At 56.7% G+C, this 19,660-nt stretch carries 16 protein-coding genes; 6 read left to right on the forward strand and 10 right to left on the reverse strand.

Annotated features, from left to right (window positions below; all coding sequences use genetic code 11):
- Nucleotides 1-122: 122 nt before the first annotated feature.
- The 3 genes from lon (at nt 123) to EQV90_RS12850 (ending at nt 5,040) form a co-directional block, all read left to right on the forward strand.
- The gene (gene lon, locus EQV90_RS12840) at nt 123-2,519 is read left to right on the forward strand and encodes an endopeptidase La (RefSeq protein WP_240878175.1); all 2,397 of its coding nucleotides are present in this window, start codon (nt 123-125) and stop codon (nt 2,517-2,519) included.
- Nucleotides 2,520-2,666: 147 nt separating this feature from the next.
- On the forward strand, nt 2,667-2,939 hold the full coding sequence (locus tag EQV90_RS12845; protein WP_003441370.1) for an HU family DNA-binding protein: 273 nt from the start codon (nt 2,667-2,669) through the stop codon (nt 2,937-2,939).
- Between the two features lie 229 nt (nt 2,940-3,168).
- On the forward strand, nt 3,169-5,040 hold the full coding sequence (locus EQV90_RS12850) for a SurA N-terminal domain-containing protein (protein ID WP_010655837.1): 1,872 nt from the start codon (nt 3,169-3,171) through the stop codon (nt 5,038-5,040).
- A 79-nt stretch (nt 5,041-5,119) separates the two neighbouring features.
- Here the strand turns inward: EQV90_RS12850 and EQV90_RS12855 are convergent, their stop codons facing one another.
- From EQV90_RS12855 to gloB, 10 genes are all read right to left on the reverse strand, one after another.
- Complete coding sequence (locus tag EQV90_RS12855) at nt 5,120-5,464, reverse strand: antibiotic biosynthesis monooxygenase (RefSeq protein WP_240878176.1); 345 nt, start codon at nt 5,462-5,464, stop codon at nt 5,120-5,122.
- On the reverse strand, nt 5,461-6,246 hold the full coding sequence (locus tag EQV90_RS12860) for a cytochrome P450 (protein ID WP_346769534.1): 786 nt from the start codon (nt 6,244-6,246) through the stop codon (nt 5,461-5,463). Before EQV90_RS12860 ends, EQV90_RS12855 begins: the two co-directional genes overlap by 4 nt.
- A gap of 585 nt (nt 6,247-6,831) precedes the next feature.
- Nucleotides 6,832-7,626 carry an enoyl-ACP reductase FabI gene (fabI, locus tag EQV90_RS12865; RefSeq protein ID WP_003441378.1) on the reverse strand — a complete coding sequence of 265 codons (795 nt, stop codon included), beginning with the start codon at nt 7,624-7,626 and terminating at the stop codon, nt 6,832-6,834.
- A gap of 19 nt (nt 7,627-7,645) precedes the next feature.
- On the reverse strand, nt 7,646-9,256 hold the full coding sequence (locus EQV90_RS12870; protein ID WP_003441379.1) for an ABC transporter ATP-binding protein: 1,611 nt from the start codon (nt 9,254-9,256) through the stop codon (nt 7,646-7,648).
- A gap of 1 nt (nt 9,257) precedes the next feature.
- Nucleotides 9,258-10,277, reverse strand: coding sequence for an ABC transporter permease (locus EQV90_RS12875; protein ID WP_003441380.1), 1,020 nt, complete (start codon nt 10,275-10,277; stop codon nt 9,258-9,260).
- Nucleotide 10,278: 1 nt separating this feature from the next.
- Nucleotides 10,279-11,352 carry a microcin C ABC transporter permease YejB gene (locus EQV90_RS12880; RefSeq protein ID WP_003441381.1) on the reverse strand — a complete coding sequence of 358 codons (1,074 nt, stop codon included), beginning with the start codon at nt 11,350-11,352 and terminating at the stop codon, nt 10,279-10,281.
- Nucleotides 11,353-13,194, reverse strand: a complete 1,842-nt coding sequence (locus EQV90_RS12885) for an extracellular solute-binding protein (protein ID WP_003441382.1) — start codon at nt 13,192-13,194, stop codon at nt 11,353-11,355.
- Nucleotides 13,191-15,020, reverse strand: coding sequence for an extracellular solute-binding protein (locus tag EQV90_RS12890; protein ID WP_127196569.1), 1,830 nt, complete (start codon nt 15,018-15,020; stop codon nt 13,191-13,193). Before EQV90_RS12890 ends, EQV90_RS12885 begins: the two co-directional genes overlap by 4 nt.
- Before the next feature lie 157 nt (nt 15,021-15,177).
- A complete protein-coding gene (locus EQV90_RS12895; RefSeq protein WP_029612344.1) occupies nt 15,178-16,578 on the reverse strand; it encodes a transglycosylase SLT domain-containing protein in 1,401 nt (466 codons plus the stop codon).
- A 98-nt stretch (nt 16,579-16,676) separates the two neighbouring features.
- A complete protein-coding gene (gene gloB, locus EQV90_RS12900; RefSeq protein ID WP_010655831.1) occupies nt 16,677-17,456 on the reverse strand; it encodes a hydroxyacylglutathione hydrolase in 780 nt (259 codons plus the stop codon).
- Nucleotides 17,457-17,575: 119 nt separating this feature from the next.
- Between gloB and EQV90_RS12905 the strand changes: the two genes are divergently transcribed.
- From EQV90_RS12905 to dnaQ, 3 genes are all read left to right on the forward strand, one after another.
- The gene (locus EQV90_RS12905) at nt 17,576-18,334 is read left to right on the forward strand and encodes a class I SAM-dependent methyltransferase (RefSeq protein ID WP_240878179.1); all 759 of its coding nucleotides are present in this window, start codon (nt 17,576-17,578) and stop codon (nt 18,332-18,334) included.
- 85 nt (nt 18,335-18,419) lie between these two features.
- Complete coding sequence (rnhA, locus tag EQV90_RS12910) at nt 18,420-18,872, forward strand: ribonuclease HI (protein WP_003441387.1); 453 nt, start codon at nt 18,420-18,422, stop codon at nt 18,870-18,872.
- On the forward strand, nt 18,865-19,623 hold the full coding sequence (dnaQ, locus tag EQV90_RS12915) for a DNA polymerase III subunit epsilon (RefSeq protein WP_003441388.1): 759 nt from the start codon (nt 18,865-18,867) through the stop codon (nt 19,621-19,623). The genes rnhA and dnaQ overlap by 8 nt, the downstream gene beginning before the upstream one ends.
- Nucleotides 19,624-19,660: the final 37 nt, after the last annotated feature.

Below are 19,660 nucleotides of genomic sequence, written 5' to 3' on the forward strand. Positions count from 1 at the left end.
CCTTCGGGCCCCTTTTTTTTTCCTGTCGTCCAACGCTTGTTTTTTTTCGGAACTGCCCCCATCTTGGCTTCAAGCTTACTTCCATCTGATTACGGCCTTATGGCCGCCGTAGAGGCGAAATCATGAAGACAACCATTGAATTGCCTCTCCTGCCATTGCGCGATGTTGTGGTCTATCCGCACATGGTGATCCCACTGTTCGTGGGACGCGAGAAATCAATCGAGGCCCTCGAGGCTGCGATGACGGGCGACAAGCAGATCTTGCTGTTGGCCCAAAAAAATCCTGCTGACGATGATCCGGGCGAAGACGCGCTCTATCGTGTAGGTACCATTGGGACCGTTCTGCAGTTGCTCAAGCTGCCGGATGGCACCGTCAAGGTTTTGGTCGAAGGCGAGCAGCGTGGCGCTGTCGAGCGCTTTGGCCAGGCTGAAGGCTATCTGAGTGCCGAAGTCTCCCTGATTGATGAGGTGGCTGCCCCGGAGCGTGAATCCGAGGTCTTTGTCCGCAGCCTGATCTCGCAGTTCGAGCAATATGTACAGCTGGGCAAAAAGGTCCCGGCTGAGGTTCTGTCCTCGCTTAACAGCATCGACGAACCAAGCCGTCTGGTCGATACCATGGCTGCCCATATGGCACTCAAGATCGAGCAGAAGCAGGAGATTCTTGAAATTATCGACCTGCAAACCCGGGTTGAGCACGTATTGGCATTGCTTGATGCCGAGATTGACCTGCTGCAAGTTGAAAAGCGTATCCGTGGCCGTGTCAAAAAGCAGATGGAGCGCAGCCAGCGCGAGTACTACCTGAATGAGCAGATGAAGGCCATTCAGAAGGAGCTCGGCGATGGTGATGATGGGCATAACGAAATCGAAGAGCTGAAAAAGCGCATCGAGTCCGCTGGTTTGCCCAAGGATGCAATGGCCAAGGCTCAGGCTGAGCTGAACAAGCTCAAGCAAATGTCCCCCATGTCCGCTGAAGCCACTGTCGTGCGCTCCTACATTGACTGGCTGGTTCAGGTGCCATGGAAAGCACAGAGCAAGGTCCGCCTGGATCTCAAGCGCGCTGAAGACATTCTGGATGCAGACCACTACGGTCTGGATGAAGTCAAAGAGCGGATTCTCGAATACCTCGCCGTGCAAAAACGGGTGAAGAAAATCCGTGGTCCGGTTTTGTGCCTGGTAGGACCTCCTGGTGTAGGTAAAACCTCCCTTGCAGAGTCCATAGCCCATGCAACAAACCGCAAATTCGTACGTATGGCCTTGGGTGGCGTGCGTGACGAAGCGGAAATTCGCGGTCATCGTCGTACCTACATTGGCTCGATGCCAGGTCGATTGATTCAGAAGATGACAAAAGTGGGGGTGCGCAACCCTCTGTTCCTGCTCGATGAAATCGACAAGATGGGCAGCGACATGCGCGGTGACCCGGCCTCTGCATTGCTTGAGGTGCTCGATCCCGAGCAAAACCACAATTTCAATGACCATTACCTCGAGGTCGACTACGACCTGTCTGACGTAATGTTCCTGTGTACCTCCAACTCGATGAATATTCCTCCAGCGTTGCTGGACCGGATGGAAGTCATTCGTCTGCCGGGTTACACCGAAGACGAAAAAATCAACATTGCCGTCAAATACCTCGCCCCCAAGCAAATTGAAGCCAATGGCTTGAAAAAAGGCGAGATAGCGTTCGACAACGAAGCCATCCGCGACATCATTCGCTATTACACCCGCGAAGCCGGTGTGCGGGGCCTTGAGCGCCAAATTGCGAAAATTTGCCGCAAGGCGGTCAAAGAACACGCGATGGAAAAACGTTTTGCAGTGACTGTGACGCCCGAGCTTCTCGAGCACTTTTTGGGTGTGCGAAAATACAGCTACGGACTGGCCGAGGTGCAGGACCAGATTGGTCAGGTGACCGGTCTGGCCTGGACTCAGGTCGGTGGCGAATTGCTGACAATTGAAGCTGCGGTAGTGCCGGGCAAGGGCCAGTTGATCAAGACCGGTTCTCTCGGTGACGTGATGGTGGAGTCGATTACTGCTGCGTTGACAGTGGTTCGCAGTCGCGCCAAGAGCCTGGGTATCCCGTTGGATTTCCACGAGAAACGTGACGTTCACATTCACATGCCGGAAGGGGCTACGCCCAAAGATGGTCCTAGTGCTGGTGTAGGAATGTGTACAGCTCTGGTTTCTGCGCTGACTTTGATTCCAGTACGTGCGGATGTTGCGATGACCGGCGAAATTACCCTGCGTGGCCAGGTGCTGGCGATTGGGGGCTTGAAGGAAAAGTTACTGGCTGCTCACCGAGGTGGGATCAAGACTGTAATTATTCCTGAAGAGAATGTCCGCGATCTGAAGGAAATTCCTGACAACATCAAACAGGATCTTCAGATTAAACCGGTTAAATGGATTGACGAGGTCCTGCAAATTGCGCTGCAATACGCGCCGGAGCCCTTGCCGGATGTGGCTCCCGAGATCGTTGCCAAGGATGACAAGCGAGAGTCTGACTCTAAGGAAAGAATTAGCACGCATTAATACGGATTTGCCTGACGGGCTTTCTTGACGCTTTTTAGAGCCCTTGTTATAAAGCGGCTCTATAAGTGTCCGTAAGTGCTTCAGCAATCGTTTGCTTTTACCAAAAAACTTTAGAAACATACTCAGATAGATATAAGGGGACTTAGAGTGAACAAGTCGGAACTGATTGATGCTATCGCTGCATCTGCTGATATCCCGAAAGCTGCAGCTGGCCGTGCGCTGGACGCAGTAATCGAATCCGTCACTGGCGCTCTTAAGGCTGGCGACTCTGTGGTACTGGTTGGTTTTGGTACTTTCTCTGTGACTGATCGTCCTGCTCGCACTGGTCGTAACCCACAGACTGGTCAAGCACTGGAAATTGCTGCTGCTAAAAAACCAGGCTTCAAAGCCGGTAAAGCACTGAAAGAAGCGGTTAACTAAGTTTTTGTAACACTTGTTACCCAACCGGGTCAGGCGCACGCCAGGCTTGGCAGCGGAGCGGTAGTGCAGTCGATGGTTATATCGACGTGGTACGCCGGGGGTCGCGGGTTCGAGCCCGGTCCGCTCCGCCAGTTACGAGAAGGCGCATCCTCGGATGCGCCTTTCTTCTATCCGGACTCTACCCACGCTCCACGGTTGCTCATTATGCAAGACCGTTTCTGGGGGAAGCATGCTGCAAAATATCAGGGACAATTCACAAGGCTGGATTGCCAAGACCATCATCGGTGTCATCGTCGCGTTAATGGCGTTGACCGGTTTCGATGCTATTTTTCAAGCCACCTCGACCAGCCAGGATGCGGCCAAGGTCAACGGTGACGAAATCACTCAAGTTGAGCTCAGCCAGGCTGTCGACATGCAACGTCGTCAGCTGATGCAACAGCTGGGCAAAGATTTCGACGCTTCTTTGCTGGACGAGAAAATGCTGCGTGAAGCAGCCCTTAAAGGGTTGATCGATCGTAAGTTGCTGCTGCAGGGTGCTAATCAGGCGAAGTTCTCCTTCTCTGAAGCGGCCCTGGATCAGGTCATTCTGCAGACACCTGAGTTTCAGGATAACGGCCAGTTCAGCGCTGAACGTTTCGACCAGGTGATTCGTCAGCTGGGTTACGGTCGCCTGCAGTTCCGCGACATGCTGGGCCAGGAAATGCTGATTGGTCAGCTGCGCGCCGGTTTGGCGGGCAGTGGTTTCGTGACCGATGAGCAAGTGAACGCTTTTGCCCGTCTCGAAAAACAGACCCGTGATTTCTCTTCTCTGAACATCAAGGCCGACCCGGCTGCGGTGAAAGTCAGCGACGACGAAATCAAGGCCTACTACGACGAGCACGCCAAAGAATTCATGACGCCCGATCAGGTCGTGATCGACTACATCGAGTTGAAGAAGTCTTCGTTCTTTGATCAGGTGGCTGTGAAGGATGAAGAGCTGCAAGCCCTTTATCAGAAAGAAACCGCCAACCTTGCTGAGCAGCGCCGTGCTGCACACATCCTGATTGAAGTGAACGACAAGGTCAGCGACGAGCAGGCCAAAGCCAAGATTGCTGATATTGAGCAGCGTCTGGCCAAGGGTGAAAGCTTCGAGGCTTTGGCCAAAGAGTTCTCTCAGGATCCAGGCTCGGCTGCCAATGGCGGTGATCTGGGTTTCGCAGGTCCGGGTGTTTACGATCCTGTGTTTGAAACAGCGCTTTACGCTCTGAAAAAAGATCAGGTTTCTGAGCCGGTTCGCACCAGCTTTGGCTACCACCTGATCAAGTTGATGGGCGTCGAGGCACCTGAAGTGCCGAGCTTTGCCAGCCTGAAAGACAAGCTGACCCGTGACCTGAAAACCCAACAGGTTGAGCGTCGCTTTGTTGATGCAACCAAGCAGCTGGAAGACTCCGCATTTGAGGCGTCCGATCTGGTTCAACCTGCTCAGGAACTGAAGCTGACCGTGCATACCTCTGCACCGTTCGGTCGTCAGGGCGGGGAGGGGATTGCTGCCAACCGTGACGTGATCCAGGCAGCATTCAGCACTGAAGTGATGGATGAGGGGGCAAACAGTACTGCCATCGAACTCGATCCCGAGACGGTAGTGGTGTTGCGCGTCAAGGAACACCTCAAGCCTGAGCAGTTGCCTCTGGAAGCCGTTGCCGCAAGCATTCGTGGGCAATTGGTTAAAGAGCACGCCAGTGCAGCGGCTAAAACCAAAGCTGAAGAAATCATCAAAGGTCTACGCGATGGCAAGTTGCCGTTGGATAAGCCGGTTGATGGCCTGTCGTGGAAGGCTCACGAGGCAGTTGCCCGCGGTCAGGAAGGTATTGACCCTGCCGTGCTGCAAGCTGTGTTCCGCCTGGCCAAGCCAGTATCCAAGGACAAACCGACCTTTGGTAGCGTCACCCTGGCCGATGGCACCGTTGTTGTACTGCGTCTGGATGGCGTGAACGATGCTGCGAAGCCGACTGAAGAAGAGAAGGCGTCGTACCGTCGCTTCCTCGCTTCGCGTGTGGGCCAGCAAGACTTCGAAGCCTACCGCAAGCAGTTGCAAAATGAGGCGAAGGTCGAGCGCTACTAAGCGCTGGATCATCCGCACGACGAAAAAGGCCGCTCATTGAGCGGCCTTTTTTATGGGGCGGATTCAAGCAAGCCTGCGCTCACGAGTGATCTTTACGGCTGTCAGCCGGCGCCTCGGATCGCTCAGTGAGGGAGTAGTCGCGCAAAACATGGGCGATGCGCAAACGATAGTCCTCGAAGACTTGAGTGCGTCCTGCGGCCTGGGCCATGCGGTGTTGTTCCAGTTGGCGCCAGCGCTGGATGGAGTCTTCGTCGCGCCAGAATGACAACGACAGCAGCTTCCCGGGTTCACTGAGGCTCTGGAAGCGCTCGATGGAAATGAAGCCCTCAAGGTCAGCGAGCAATGGCCTGAGTTCGGCTGCAAGGTCCAGGTAACGCTGGTATTGGTCGGTGCGTGGCCACGCCTCGAAAATAACGGCAATCATTGCGCAATCTCCGGCTGCTGGCGGAATCGTGGAATTCGGCCATTGAGTGATGGGACATAGCTCCAGTGGCAGGTCCGGATAAAGGATGTGCCATGGCGTTGTAGTAGTACTGCGATGGTTTGTGCGGCGATCGCCAGTGCTATTTGTTGACCCGGACATTGATGCCGGCCATGGCCGAAGCTGAAATTTTGACGCAGGGGCCGGTTGAGCAGAAAACAGTCCGGGTCATGATTGATGGCCGGATCTCTGTTTGCAGATGCCAGCAACACCAGAACCGTATCTGCGGCTTGCAGAGTGCAATTGCCGATGACGCAGCGTTTCGCGACAAAGCGCCGGGTGTTCTGTACCGATGGGTCGTGACGTGCTGCCTCGGCAACCAGCTCGGGGACAAGCGCCGGGCTTCGGCTGACCGCTTCAAGCAGCTCAGGCTGTTGCTGCAGGGCCACCAGTGCATTGCCGATCAGGCCGGCAGTGGCTTCGCAGGTCTGAGATAGCAGACCGATCAAATTGGCGATAAGCGCGGGGCGATCGGCCTGGGTGCCAGATCGGTAAGCTGGACAAATAGCGTTGAGAAAAGCGCTGTGTCCAGCTTCGTCGTTCAACAGAACCTCAAATATCTGGCTCAGCCGGGTTGCTGCAATGTCAGCGCTGCGCAGTTGTAACTCGCTGGCCAAAGGAGAAAGGCAGGCCACGAAATTACCGGTCAAAGCGCTCAGGGTATCAAGCTGGTGGTCATCGAAGCCCAGCAAGCGGCATAGCACTGAAACCGGCAATTTGAACATGAGTGAGTTCAGGCTATCGGCAGAGCTGTCTGTGATGGGGAAGAGGTGTGCAACCAGTGTTGCGATGTCTGCTGCCGACACTGACGCCAGTGCCGGTTCTATCCCGTGCCGGGGGCACTGATGGCGCGGCCCTTCATTCATGCGCATCAAGTTGCCGAACACCTGGCCTGAAGGCCTTTGTGCTATGGCCGGTGGAACGGGCTCATGTGGGGGGCGTACCAGCAAATCAGGATGTTGCACAATGGCCTGTATGACCCTTGCACCGCTTGCGACCCAACATCCCAGTCGGGAGTCAAAGTACAGGTCGGCCCTGTGTCTCAGTTGCGCATAAAAGGTATAGGGGTCGGGGTGGGTTGCAGCCTCGAAGGGTGTCATTCAGAGCGTCCTTTTCATGAAGAACCGTGACTTTCTCCCATCCCTTTGGCCGATAATTCGCTCAGGAGCGAAGTATGGATGTTGCTTCCCGCACCCGCGGGGGGGCAAGTGTGGCTGCCCACGGGCAATGAGTTTATAAAAGCCCGCAACGCAAAACGCCCGATGCAGTCAATGCACCGGGCGTTTCGGGTACAGGCTGCAAGCAAAGATTTACTCTTCGAGGCTGCCCATTGCGGTGGTGTTGAAGCCGCCGTCTACGTACATGATTTCACCGCTGATGCCGGATGCCAGATCCGAGCACAGGAACGCGCCGGCATTGCCGACTTCGTCGATGGTGACGTTACGACGCAGAGGGGTCTGCGCTTCGTTGGCCGCCAGCATTTTACGGAAGTTCTTGATCCCCGATGCTGCCAGGGTGCGGATCGGGCCAGCCGATACGCAGTTAACGCGCGTACCTTCCGGGCCCAGGCTGCCTGCCAGGTAACGTACACCCGCTTCCAGGCTGGCCTTGGCCATGCCCATCACGTTGTAGTTAGGCATGGTGCGCTCGGCGCCCAGGTAGGACAGGGTCAGCAGGCTGCCATTGCGGCCTTTCATCATCGGACGGCCGGCTTTGGCCAGGGCTACGAAGCTGTAGGCGCTGATGTCGTGAGCGATACGGAAGCCTTCACGGGTAGTTGCGTCCGTGAAGTCGCCGTCCAGTTGATCGCCAGGTGCGAAGCCAACGGAGTGCACGATGCAGTCCAGGCCGTCCCATTTCTTGCTCAGGTCTTCGAAGACCTTGGCGATTTCTTCATCGCTGGCTACGTCGCAAGGGAAGCACAGTTCAGGGTTGGAACCCCAGCCTGCAGCGAACTCTTCAACGCGGCCTTTAAGCTTTTCGTTCTGATAAGTGAAAGCAAGTTCAGCGCCTTCACGGTGCATGGCGGCAGCAATGCCAGAAGCGATGGACAATTTGCTAGCGACACCGACGATCAGGACGCGCTTACCGGCGAGAAAACCCATGTGTTGTTCCTCTATCAGGTTAATCGACAGCCACTGGCGCCAAAAAGGCGGCTTCCAGCAGCTGCTGTGTATATGGATGTTGCGGTGAGGCAAAGATATTTTGCGCATCACCCTGTTCGACCACTTGGCCATGCTTGACCACCATCAGTTGGTGGCTAAGCGCTTTGACGACAGCCAGGTCATGGCTGATAAACAAATACGTCAGGTTGTACTTGGCTTGCAGCGAGCGCAACAGCTCAACCACCTGGCGTTGTACGGTCCGGTCCAACGCGGAGGTTGGCTCGTCCAGCAGAATCAACGCCGGTTTTAAAACCAATGCCCGGGCAATGGCGATTCGTTGCCGCTGCCCGCCTGAAAACTCGTGAGGGTAGCGGTGCCGGGTTTCCGGATCCAGACCTACTTCGCGCAAGGCTTCAATAATTGCCACTTCCTGTTCTTCAGCGGTGCCCATGCGGTGAATACGCAAACCTTCACCGACAATCTCGCTGACGCTCATGCGTGGGCTGAGACTGCCAAACGGATCCTGGAACACCACCTGCATTTCCCGCCTCAGCGGTCTGACCTCCTGGCGGGAAAGACAGTCTAGCCGTTTGTTTTCGAAACGGATCAAACCCTTGCTGGCAATCAAACGCAAAATCGCCAGGCCCAGGGTCGACTTGCCCGATCCGCTTTCTCCCACAATGCCCAGGGTCTGTCCCTGTGGCAGGCTGAAGTTTATGCCGTCGACCGCTTTGACGTAATCCACGGTCTTGCGCAGGAGTCCCTTTTTGATCGGGAACCAGACTTTCAGGTCCTCGATTTCCAGCAATGGCGGCCCCGCAACCGTATCGGCCGGGCCTCCGCTGGGCTCTGCGCTAAGCAGTTCCCGGGTGTACGGATGCTGTGGCGAACGGAACAACTGTTCGCACGATGCCTGTTCGACGATTAAACCGCGCTGCATGACACATACCCGATGCGCAATTCGTCGAACCAGGTTCAAATCGTGACTGATCAGTAACAGCGCCATCCCCAGGCGGGCCTGCAATTGCTTCAGCAATTCCAGAATTTTCAACTGCACTGTAACGTCCAGTGCCGTGGTGGGTTCGTCTGCGATCAGGAGTTCGGGTTCGTTCGCCAGGGCCATGGCGATCATCACGCGCTGGCGCTGGCCGCCTGAGAGCTCGTGTGGCAGCGCTTTGAGGCGTTTGTGGGGCTCAGGTATGCCAACCAGCTCCAGCAGCTCCAGGGTGCGCAGGGTGGCTGCCTTGCCGGTTAATCCCTTGTGAATGCCCAGCACTTCATTGATTTGTTTTTCAATGCAATGCAACGGGTTCAGCGAGGTCATGGGCTCCTGGAAAATCATGGCAATGCGATTGCCACGAATATGCCTGAGCTTTTTCTCCGGCAGCGTCAGCAGATCCTCGCCGGCATAGACGATGCTGCCCGTGGGGTGGCGGGCCAGGGGGTATGGCAACAGGCGCAGAATCGAATGCGCGGTCACCGATTTGCCCGAGCCGCTTTCGCCAACCAGCGCCAGGGTTTCGCCGCGCCTGATATCGAAACTGATGCCTTGCACTACACGATGGGGTTGTTCAGCGCTGACAAACTCGACGGAGAGATCACGCACTTCGATCAGATTTTCCTGCGTCATCTCATTTCCTCGGGTCGAAAGCATCGCGAGCGGACTCGCCGATAAACACCAGCAGGCTGAGCATGATGGCCAGCACGGCGAAAGCACTGATGCCCAGCCATGGCGCTTGCAGGTTGGACTTGCCTTGCGCCACCAGTTCGCCCAGCGACGGCGCGCCGGGGGGCAGGCCGAAGCCCAGAAAGTCCAGCGCGGTGAGGGTACCGATGGCGCCGGTCAAAATAAACGGCATGAAAGTCATGGTCGAAACCATCGCATTGGGCAGGATATGTCGGTACATGATCGCAATGTCCTGCATGCCCAGGGCCCGTGCGGCGCGCACATATTCCAGATTGCGTCCGCGCAGGAATTCGGCGCGTACCACATCTACCAGGCTCATCCATGAGAACAGCAGCATGATCCCCAGCAGCCACCAGAAGTTCGGCTGGACGAAACTGGCGAGAATGATCAGCAGATACAGCACCGGCAAACCTGACCAGATCTCAAGAAAGCGCTGACCGGCGAGGTCGATCCAGCCACCATAAAAACCCTGCAGGGCTCCCGCGATCACGCCAATGATCGAACTCAAAATGGTCAGTGTCAGGGCGAACAGCACCGAGATCCGGAAACCATAAATCACCCGCGCCAATACATCGCGGCCCTGGTCATCGGTGCCCAGCCAGTTCTCGGCGGAAGGCGGGGCCGGTGCCGGGACTTTCAGGTCGTAGTTAATACTCTGATAGCTGTACGGGATGGGCGGCCACAAGACCCAGGCGTCTTTCTTGGCTAGCAGTTCACGGATATAGGGGCTCTTGTAGTTGGCTTCGAGGGGGAACTCGCCGCCAAAGTCCGTCTCCGGGTAACGCTTGAGTGCCGGGAAATACCATTCACCGTCGTAATTGATTACCAGCGGTTTATCGTTGGCGATCAGCTCAGCACCCAGGCTGAGTCCGAATAGAAGCACAAAGATCCACAGCGACCACCAACCACGCTTGTTGGCCTTGAAACGTTCAAAACGTCGCCGGTTAAGAGGGGACAGTTTCATCTCAATGCTCCCTGCTTTCGAAGTCGATGCGCGGATCAACCAGGGTGTAAGAGAGGTCTCCGATCAGTTTCACCAGCAGTCCGACCAGGGTGAAGATGAACAGGGTGCCGAAGACCACCGGGTAATCGCGATTGATCGCCGCTTCGAAACTCATGAGTCCCAGTCCGTCCAGCGAGAAAATCACTTCGACCAGCAATGAACCGGTAAAGAAAATCCCGATAAAGGCCGACGGGAAGCCGGCAATTACCAGCAACATGGCATTGCGAAACACGTGGCCGTAGAGCACCCGGTGGTTGGTCAGGCCTTTTGCCTTGGCGGTGACTACGTACTGTTTGTTGATTTCATCCAGAAAGCTGTTTTTGGTCAGCAGGGTCATGGTGGCGAAGTTGCCGATCACCAGGGCTGTGACGGGCAAGGCCAGGTGCCAGAAATAATCGAGAATCTTGCCCCCCAGACTCAGCTCGTCGAAGTTGTTGGAGGTCAGGCCCCGTAACGGAAACCAGTCCAGATAGCTGCCGCCGGCAAACACCACGATCAGCAGGATGGCAAACAGAAAGGCCGGAATGGCGTAGCCCACAATGATGGCCGAACTGGTCCAGACGTCGAACTGGCTGCCGTGTCGCGTGGCCTTGGCAATGCCCAGCGGGATAGACACCAGGTACATGATCAGCGTGCTCCATAGACCCAGCGAGATGGAGACAGGCATCTTTTCCTTGATCAGGTCGATGACCTTGGCATCCCGGAAAAAGCTCTCGCCGAAGTCCAGTCGGGCGTAGTTCTTGATCATGATCCACAAGCGCTCGGGGGCGGGCTTGTCAAAGCCGTACATCTTTTCGATTTCCTGGATCAGGGCCGGGTCCAGCCCCTGGGCGCCGCGATAGTTGGAGCCCGCCACCGAGACTTCGGAGCCACCGCCCGCAATGCGGCTGGTTGCGCCATCGAAGCCTTCAAGTTTGGCGATCATCTGTTCAACCGGCCCCCCGGGTGCGGCCTGGATGATGATGAAGTTAATCAGCAAAATACCGAGCAATGTCGGAATGATCAGCAGCAGTCGCCTGAATATATACGCCAGCATTTAAGGCTCCAGGTTTGCACTTTTGGTTTCGGTTGGAGTCGCGGGTTTGGTGTCAGGCTTTGCCCACCACGTAGTGGTTCCAATGTCGTACAAGGGGGTGACCGCGGGATGGCCGATATGATTTGAATAGGCCACGCGCCAGGTTTTGATGTGCCAGTTGGGAATCACGTAGAAGCCCCACTGCAAGACGCGGTCCAGAGCGCGGGCGTGATTGATCAGGCTTTGACGCGATTCAGCGTTGATCAGCCCCTCGGTCAGCTGGTCAATGGCCGGATCTTTGAGACCTATGAAATTGCGGCTGCCGGGTTTATCGGCGCTCTGCGATTCCCAGTACTCGCGCTGCTCGCTGCCAGGGGAGCTGGACTGCGGGAACCCGCCGACGATCATGTCGAAATCCCTGGAGCGCAGGCGGTTGAGGTACTGGGAGGTGTCAACCCGACGAATTTGCAAATCGATGCCCAGGTCGCTGAGGTTACGTTTGTAAGGCAGCAGAATTCGTTCGAACTCGGTTTGCGCCAGCAAAAATTCGATTTTTACCGGCTTGCCCTGGGCGTCGACCATCTTGTCGTCGACAATCCGCCATCCGGCGTCCTGCAGCAATTGATAGGCACGGCGCTGCTGGTCGCGAATCATGCCGCTGCCATCGGTGACCCCAGGGTTGAACACGTCGGTAAACACCTGGTCGGGGATCTGGCCGCGCAAGGGCTCCAGAATGGCCAGTTCTTCGGCCGTGGGCAGTGCTTTTGCGGCCATGTCCGAGTTTTCAAAAAAACTGTTGGTCCGTGCGTAAGCGCCACTGAACAACTGTTTGTTGGCCCATTCAAAGTCGAACAGCAGGCTCAGCGCCTCGCGTACCCGAACGTCCTGAAACATGGGCTTGCGCAGGTTGAAGATAAAACCTTGCATGCCTGTGGGGTTGTGGTTGCGTATTTCTTCTTTTTTCAAGCGTCCCTGAGTGAACGCCGGGGCGTTGTAGGCGCTGGCCCAGTTCTTGGCGCTGATCTCGAACCAGTAATCGAACTGCCCGGCCTTGAGTGCTTCAAAGGCCACGCTGTTGTCACGGAAGTAATCGACGGTAATCGTGTCGAAGTTGTACAGCCCTTTGTTGATCGGCAGATCCTTGCCCCAGTAGTTTTTGTTCCTTTCGTAACGAATTGAGCGCCCCGGCTTGATCTCGCTGATGGTGTAGGGGCCGCTGCCTACCGGGATTTCAAGATTACCCTTGCCGAAGTCCCGGTTTTCCCACCAGTGTTTGGGAAGGACGGGAAGTTGACCAAGGATCAGTGGCAACTCGCGGTTCTTGTTGTGCTTGAACGTGAACTTCACCTGCAGCGGGTTTTCCGCGATGGCCTGGTCAACATCGCTGTAGTAGCCCTTGTACAGCGGCGAGCCATTTTTCATCAGGGTATCGAAGCTGAACACCACGTCTTCGGCGCGAATCGGATGACCGTCGTTGAATTTGGCTTCGGGGCGCAGGTAAAAGCGCACCCAGCTGTTGTCCGGCGCTTTCTCGATCTTTTCGGCGATCACGCCATAGGCGGTGAAAGGTTCGTCCAGGCTTTGCCGGGCCAGCGTGTCAAAGGTCAGATCAATGTCATCGGCCGGCACGCCTTTGTTGATAAAGGGGTTAAGGCTGTCAAAAGTACCCAGCGCCGATTTTCGGAAGATGCCGCCCTTGGGGGCATCCGGATTGACGTAATCCACATGCTTGAAGTTGGCCGGATATTTCGGTGGCTCATCGTAGAGCGTCAAAGCATGCTGCGGGGCCGCCAGTGCCGCGCAGGCAAGACTCGCCAGCAGCATGGCGCAGAGAGGTTTGAGCAACGTACGCAAAGGCATCATCGGGTTTTCTCCGTAGGCTTGAGCCACCACGCGCTAAGGCCCAGGGCGTAGGGCGGCGTAGTCACGAAGGCGAACCGGTTGCGGTACGCCAGGCGGTGATAATTCAAATACCAGTTAGGAATGCTGTAGTGCTGCCAGAGCAGGACGCGATCCAGCGCCCGGCCTGCGGCCAGTTGTTCTTCGCGGGTCTGGGCTGCCAGCAGGCGTTCGAGCAATTGATCCACCACCGGGTTCGCCACGCCTGCATAGTTCTTGCTGCCTTTGACATTGGCCTGGCTGGAATGGAAGTACTGCCACTGCTCAAGTCCGGGGCTCAAGGTCTGATCCAGGGTCATCAGGATCATGTCGAAGTCGAATTGATCCAGGCGCTGTTTGTATTGAGCGCGGTCCACGGTGCGCAGCCGGGCATCGACCCCGATACTGGCCAGGTTCTCCACGTAGGGTTGCAGGATGCGCTCAAGGTTGGGGTTTACCAGCAGTATTTCGAAGCGCAGCGGTTTGCCATCTATATCGAGCAGGCGCTGTCCGGAAAGTTTCCAGCCACCTTCGGCCAGTAAACCCAGTGCCTGGCGCATGGTGTCCCGGGGAATGCCCCGGCCTCCGGTCTGCGGCAGGCCAAAGGCCTGGCTGAACAGTTCTGGCGGCAGCTGACTGCGCCAGGGTGAGAGCATCAGCCACTCATGCCCTTGTGGAATGCCGCTGGCCGAGAACTCGCTGTTGGGGTAGTAACTGGCGGCGCGCTTGTAGGCACCGTTGAACAGCGTGCGGTTGGTCCATTCAAAGTCGAACATGAGGCCCAGGGCCTCACGGACTTTTGCCTGGGCAAAGGCAGGACGCCGGCTGTTCATGAACAAGCCCTGGGTTTGCGTCGGGATCTGGTGGGGGATTTCGGCTTTGATCACCTCGCCGCGACGGACGGCCGGGAAGTTATAGCCATTGGCCCAGTTCTTGGCCTGGTGTTCGATATAAATGTCGAACTCGCCCGCCTTGAATGCTTCGAAGGCCACATCGCTGTCGCGGTAGAACTCCACTTCAACCCGGTCGAAATTGTATTTTCCGCGATTGACCGGCAGGTTGGCCCCCCACCAGTTTTTGACGTGCTCAAACACCAGTTGCCGGCCGGGTGTGACCTTGGTGATGCGATAGGGGCCACTGCCCAGCGGCGGTTCGAAGGTGGTGGCTTTAAAGTTGCGGTTTACCCAGTAGTGCTGTGGCAGGACGGGTAATTCACCAAGGCGCAGAATCAGCAAGGGGTTGCCCGCGCGCTTGAACACGAAGCGAATGCGCTTGGGCCCCAGGATATCTACGCGCTGGACTTCCTGAAGGTTGGTCCGGTACTGCGGATGGCCTTCTTTGAGCAGCAGGTTGTAGGAAAACGCTACGTCGTAGGCGGTGATGGGCGTTCCATCGTGAAAGCGCGCTTCCGGGCGCAGGTTAAACACTACCCAGCTGCGGCCTTCGTTGTACTCCACCGATTGCGCGATCAGCCCGTAGCTGGAAGTGGGCTCATCGCCGGAGGGGGCGTATTGGCCAGTCCCGGCCATCAGGGTTTCGTTGAGCTCGTTGACCCCGTACTGCAGGAAATTTGCGGTCGATACCGGGCTGGTGCCCTTGAAGGTGTAGGGGTTGAGCGTGTCGAAGGTTCCAAACGCCATGACCTTCAGCGTCCCGCCTTTAGGCGCGTCAGGGTTGACCCAGTCGAAATGGGTAAACGTGGCCGGGTACCTGAGGGTGCCGAACTGCGCATAACCGTGGCTTTCACTCAGGGTTGCGCTTGCGGGGAAGCTCAAGGCCAGGCCGATTAATAACGGGAGGAGGGGTCGCATCAAGGCAAGAGATCCGATCCAGGCGTTGGGCTTAGGGTTTCCGTACAGTAACAGCTTGTATCTGTGGGAAAAAGGCCACTCTGGAAAGCACTGCGGGCAAGCTGCTTCTTACATATCTGTAGGAAACAGCTTGCCCGCAATATTGCCAGTCAGGAGCTTAGCGAGGTTTGGAAACCGTCAGCATTTGCCCTGGTTTCAGGGCTTTGGCGCTGCTCGGGTTCCAGCGCTTGAGGTGCTGCATTTCAACGTTGAAACGCTTGGCAACGATGTACAGCGAGTCGCCTTTTTTAACCTTGTATTGCGTCGGTTTTTTGCCTGCCGGTTTGCGTGTGTCTTGCATGACCAGAATCTGGCCGACCTTGAGGTTGTTGCCGCTCAATTTGTTCCAGTGCTGCAGGTCTTTGGCATTGACCTTGTTGGCCTTGGCAATCAGCGTCAGGTTGTCGCCACTCTTGACCCGGTACTTACGGTTAAGCCGGGTTGGTGAAACGCTTGCAACGTTGTCAAATACCGGCTTTTTAGGGCGCAGGCTGATCAGCTCTTCAGGGTTGAGGTTGGACAGGCTGGCGGTCAGCAGTTGCGCTTTGGAAGTGGGGACCAACAAGTGCTGCGGGCCGTCGATGGTGGCGCGCTGTTTATAGGCCGGGTTCAGCTGGAACATCTCGTCTTCGTCGATCTCGGCCAGCGCTGCCACGCGTGACAAGTCCATGGACTGTTTGATTTCGACCATTTCGAAGTAGGGTTCGTTGGCGATGGGGTTCAGGTTGATGCCATAGGCCTCAGGAGCCATGACCACCTGAGACAGTGCCAGTAATTTGGGCACATAGTCTTTGGTTTCCTGCGGCAGGGGCAGGTTCCAGTAGTCAGTAGGCAACCCCAGTTTCTGGTTGCGCTCGATGGCCCGGCTTACGGTGCCTTCACCGGAGTTGTAAGCGGCCAGTGCCAGCAGCCAGTCACCGTTGAACATGTCGTGAAGGCGGTTAAGGTAGTCCAGCGCTGCGATGGTGGAGGCCGTAATGTCGCGGCGACCGTCGTAGGCACGGGTTTGACGCAAATTGAAGTAACGGCCTGTCGAAGGAATGAACTGCCAGAGCCCGACTGCATTGGCGTGGGAATACGCCATCGGGTTGTAGGCGCTTTCGATGGCTGGAAGCAGCGCCAGCTCCAGCGGCATGTTGCGCTCTTCTAGGCGTTCAACGATGTAGTGGATATAGAGGCTGCCGCGCTCTCCGGCGTTTTCGAGAAAGGACGGGTTGCTGGCAAACCACAAACGCTGCTGTTCAATGCGCGGGTTAACGTTCTGACCGTCTTGCAACTTGAAGCCCTGGCGCATCCGTTCCCATACATCTTGCGGGGCCACGGGGCTAGGTTTTTCACTGAGCCAGAGAGGCTCCTGAGGAATACGTTTGGTGATTTTCAGGCTGGCGCGTTCGGTTGGCTGAGCCGAATGGTCCATGGATTGGCAGCCCGCGAGAATGGCAGAGACAGCCACCGCGATAGCTTTGACCAAGCGCGTCAATGCGTCTGAATTGATGGAGTTACCTATAGATGACGACATTGGCTAGAAGATAGTTCAGGCAAAAATGTCGGGGGATTCTAGAAAGCAGGGGAGACGCGGTCAACTGTTCAGAATTTTTGTGCCAACCGCGACCCTGTTTAGAACTTATCTTTCCAGCTGCGCAAGCTGGCAAAGACCGCACTGGGCGAGTCATTGTCACGGGAATTCCACTCGTCAGCTTTTTCTTTAACGGATGTTTCATTGACCCGCAGAAACGGATTGGTGAGCAATTCGAGGGCAATAGTTGATGGCAGACTGATGTGACCTGTTGCCCGCCATTCGGTGACTTGAGCGATTCGCGCGGCAATATCCGGGTTGCCAGGCTCTACCGCCTGGGCGAAGCGCAGATTGCTCAAAGTATATTCGTGGGTGCAGTACACCGCCGTGTTGGCGGGCAGTGCGGCCAGCCGGCTCAGGGACTGGTGCATCTGTTCGGGGGTGCCCTCGAACAGCCGGCCGCAACCGGCGGCGAACAGGGTATCGCCACACAGTAATATCGGCGCCGCCTGGTCAGCGTGATAATAGGCAATGTGTCCCAGGGTATGGCCGGGCACGAGCAGAACCTTGAACGTCAGGCCCAGGATTTCGATTTGATCGCTGTCGTTGAGTGCCACTTGTCGGGACGGGATGGTCTCGAGTGCAGGTCCCCAGACCTTCGCGTTAGTGTGCTCGTGAAGCTGGGCAACACCCCCCACATGGTCGAAGTGGTGATGGGTCACCAGAATGTCGCTTAGCACCCAGTCCGGGTGTCGGGCCAGCCAGGCCAGAACAGGCGCGGCGTCACCCGGATCGACCACGGCGCAACATTTGCGGGTCATGTCCTGTAACAACCAGATGTAGTTGTCGCTGAAGGCGGGCAGGGCGTCGATCTGTAACATGGTGCAATTCCCAAGTGCGAAACAATGGCGCATCTTAGGGGTTGTTGCCGGTTCATGGCGAGCCACGATGTACAGCAGCCCCGGGTTTGGTAATAGGCATATGGCGAGTTGGAGGAGCAATGACCGATAAAGCATTGGCTCAGGCAGATCCTGAGTGGCTGGAGCTGATCAGTTCAGCCCGAGAGTGGTTGTCCAGCCCCCTTGGACAAGTGCTGCTCAACGATGAGCAGCGGGTTCTCGAGGAGGAGCTCGGGCGCTATTTCGGCGGTTATCTGGTGCATTACGGCCCTGGCGCCGACAGCCCGCCCAAGGCGCCGCAAGTGCAACGCAATGTACGCCTGGGGGCCCCCCTGCCCGGTGTCGAAATCATTTGTGAAGAACAGGCCTGGCCTTTATGTGAGCACGCCGCCGATGTCGTGGTGTTGCAGCATGGCCTGGATTTCTGTCTGTCGCCCCACGGCCTGTTGCGTGAAGCGGCCAGTAGCGTGCGTCCCGGCGGCCATTTGTTGATTGTCGGTATCAACCCCTGGAGCGGTTGGGGATTGCGCCATGTATTCGCCAAGGATGCCCTTAGCAAGGCTCGTTGCATCTCACCTTCGCGAGTGGCCGACTGGCTGAACCTGCTGGGCTTTGCGCTGGAGAAACGCCGCTTTGGGTGCTATCGTCCGCCGCTCGCATCGAAAGCGTGGCAAAGCCGATTTTCAGGCTGGGAGCGCAAGGCCGGTAGCTGGCAATTGGCCGGTGGCGGCTTCTATGTATTGGTCGCGCGTAAAATGGTGGTGGGCTTGCGTCCCGTCAATCCGATGCGCAGAGAGCCGATGGGCAAGCTGATCCCCTTGCAGATGGCCAAGGTCAATCGGCGTCACACTGAACCTTAATTAATGTCAGGTCGGGTTTGCCCGGCCTCAGGTGCTGCTGATCCTCGATTGGCAGGCCAAGGCAGCCTTTTCTGGATAGTTTGTAATGAGCGATAGCGTTGAGATGTTCACCGATGGTGCCTGCAAGGGCAATCCTGGCCCGGGCGGCTGGGGTGCTTTACTGGTCTGCCAGGGGGTCGAAAAAGAACTCTGGGGTGGCGAACCCGCTACCACCAACAACCGCATGGAGCTGATGGCGGCCATTCGTGGCCTTGAAGAGCTCAAGCGCCCCTGTGAAGTGTTGCTGGTGACCGACTCGCAGTACGTGATGAAAGGCATTACCGAGTGGATGGTCAACTGGAAAAAACGCGGCTGGAAAACTGCGGCCAAAGAACCGGTTAAAAATGCCGACCTGTGGAAGTTGCTCGATGAGCAAGTCAATCGTCACACCGTGAAGTGGCAATGGGTACGCGGGCATATCGGCCATTATGGCAACGAGCGCGCCGACCAGCTGGCCAATCGCGGGGTGGACGAAATGAGGGGCATCAAGCATGCGTAGTGTTGTTCTCGATACTGAAACCACCGGTATGCCGGTTACCGATGGCCACCGGGTGATCGAGATCGGTTGCGTCGAGTTGATGGGCCGCCGTCTGACCGGCCGGCATTTTCACGTGTATCTGCAACCCGATCGTGAAAGTGACGAGGGCGCAATTGGCGTTCACGGCATTACTAACGAATTTCTGGTGGGCAAGCCCCGTTTCGCAGAAGTCGCCGACGAGTTTTTTGACTTCATCAAAGGCGCGCAACTGATCATTCATAACGCCGCGTTCGACGTGGGCTTTCTGAATAACGAATTTGCCCTGATCGGGCAGACCGACCGCGCCGACATCACCCGCCATTGCACTATTCTCGACACCCTGGCGATGGCGCGAGCGCGTCATCCGGGTCAGCGCAACAGCCTGGATGCCTTGTGCAAACGCTATGGCGTCGACAACTCGGGGCGTGAACTGCACGGCGCACTGCTCGACTCCGAGATTCTGGCGGACGTTTACCTGACCATGACCGGTGGCCAGACCAGCCTGTCGCTGGCCGGTAACGCATCTGACGGCAATGGTTCCGGCGAAGGTTCAGGCAACCAGGCCAGCGAAATCATCCGCTTGTCAGCCGATCGCCAGCCTGGCCGGATTATCCGTGCAAGTGAAAGCGACCTGGCCGAGCACGCGGCTCGTCTTGAGGCTATTGCCAAGTCTGCGGGTGGGCCATCGCTGTGGGCCCAGCTTCTCGAAGCCAAAGAACAGACACTGCAATAACCCCGTTTGACGCCGGGGCTATTGCGCACGAAGAAGG

The organism is Pseudomonas sp. TMW22089, assembly GCF_022496645.1.
Lineage (GTDB): Bacteria > Pseudomonadota > Gammaproteobacteria > Pseudomonadales > Pseudomonadaceae > Aquipseudomonas > Aquipseudomonas paraversuta.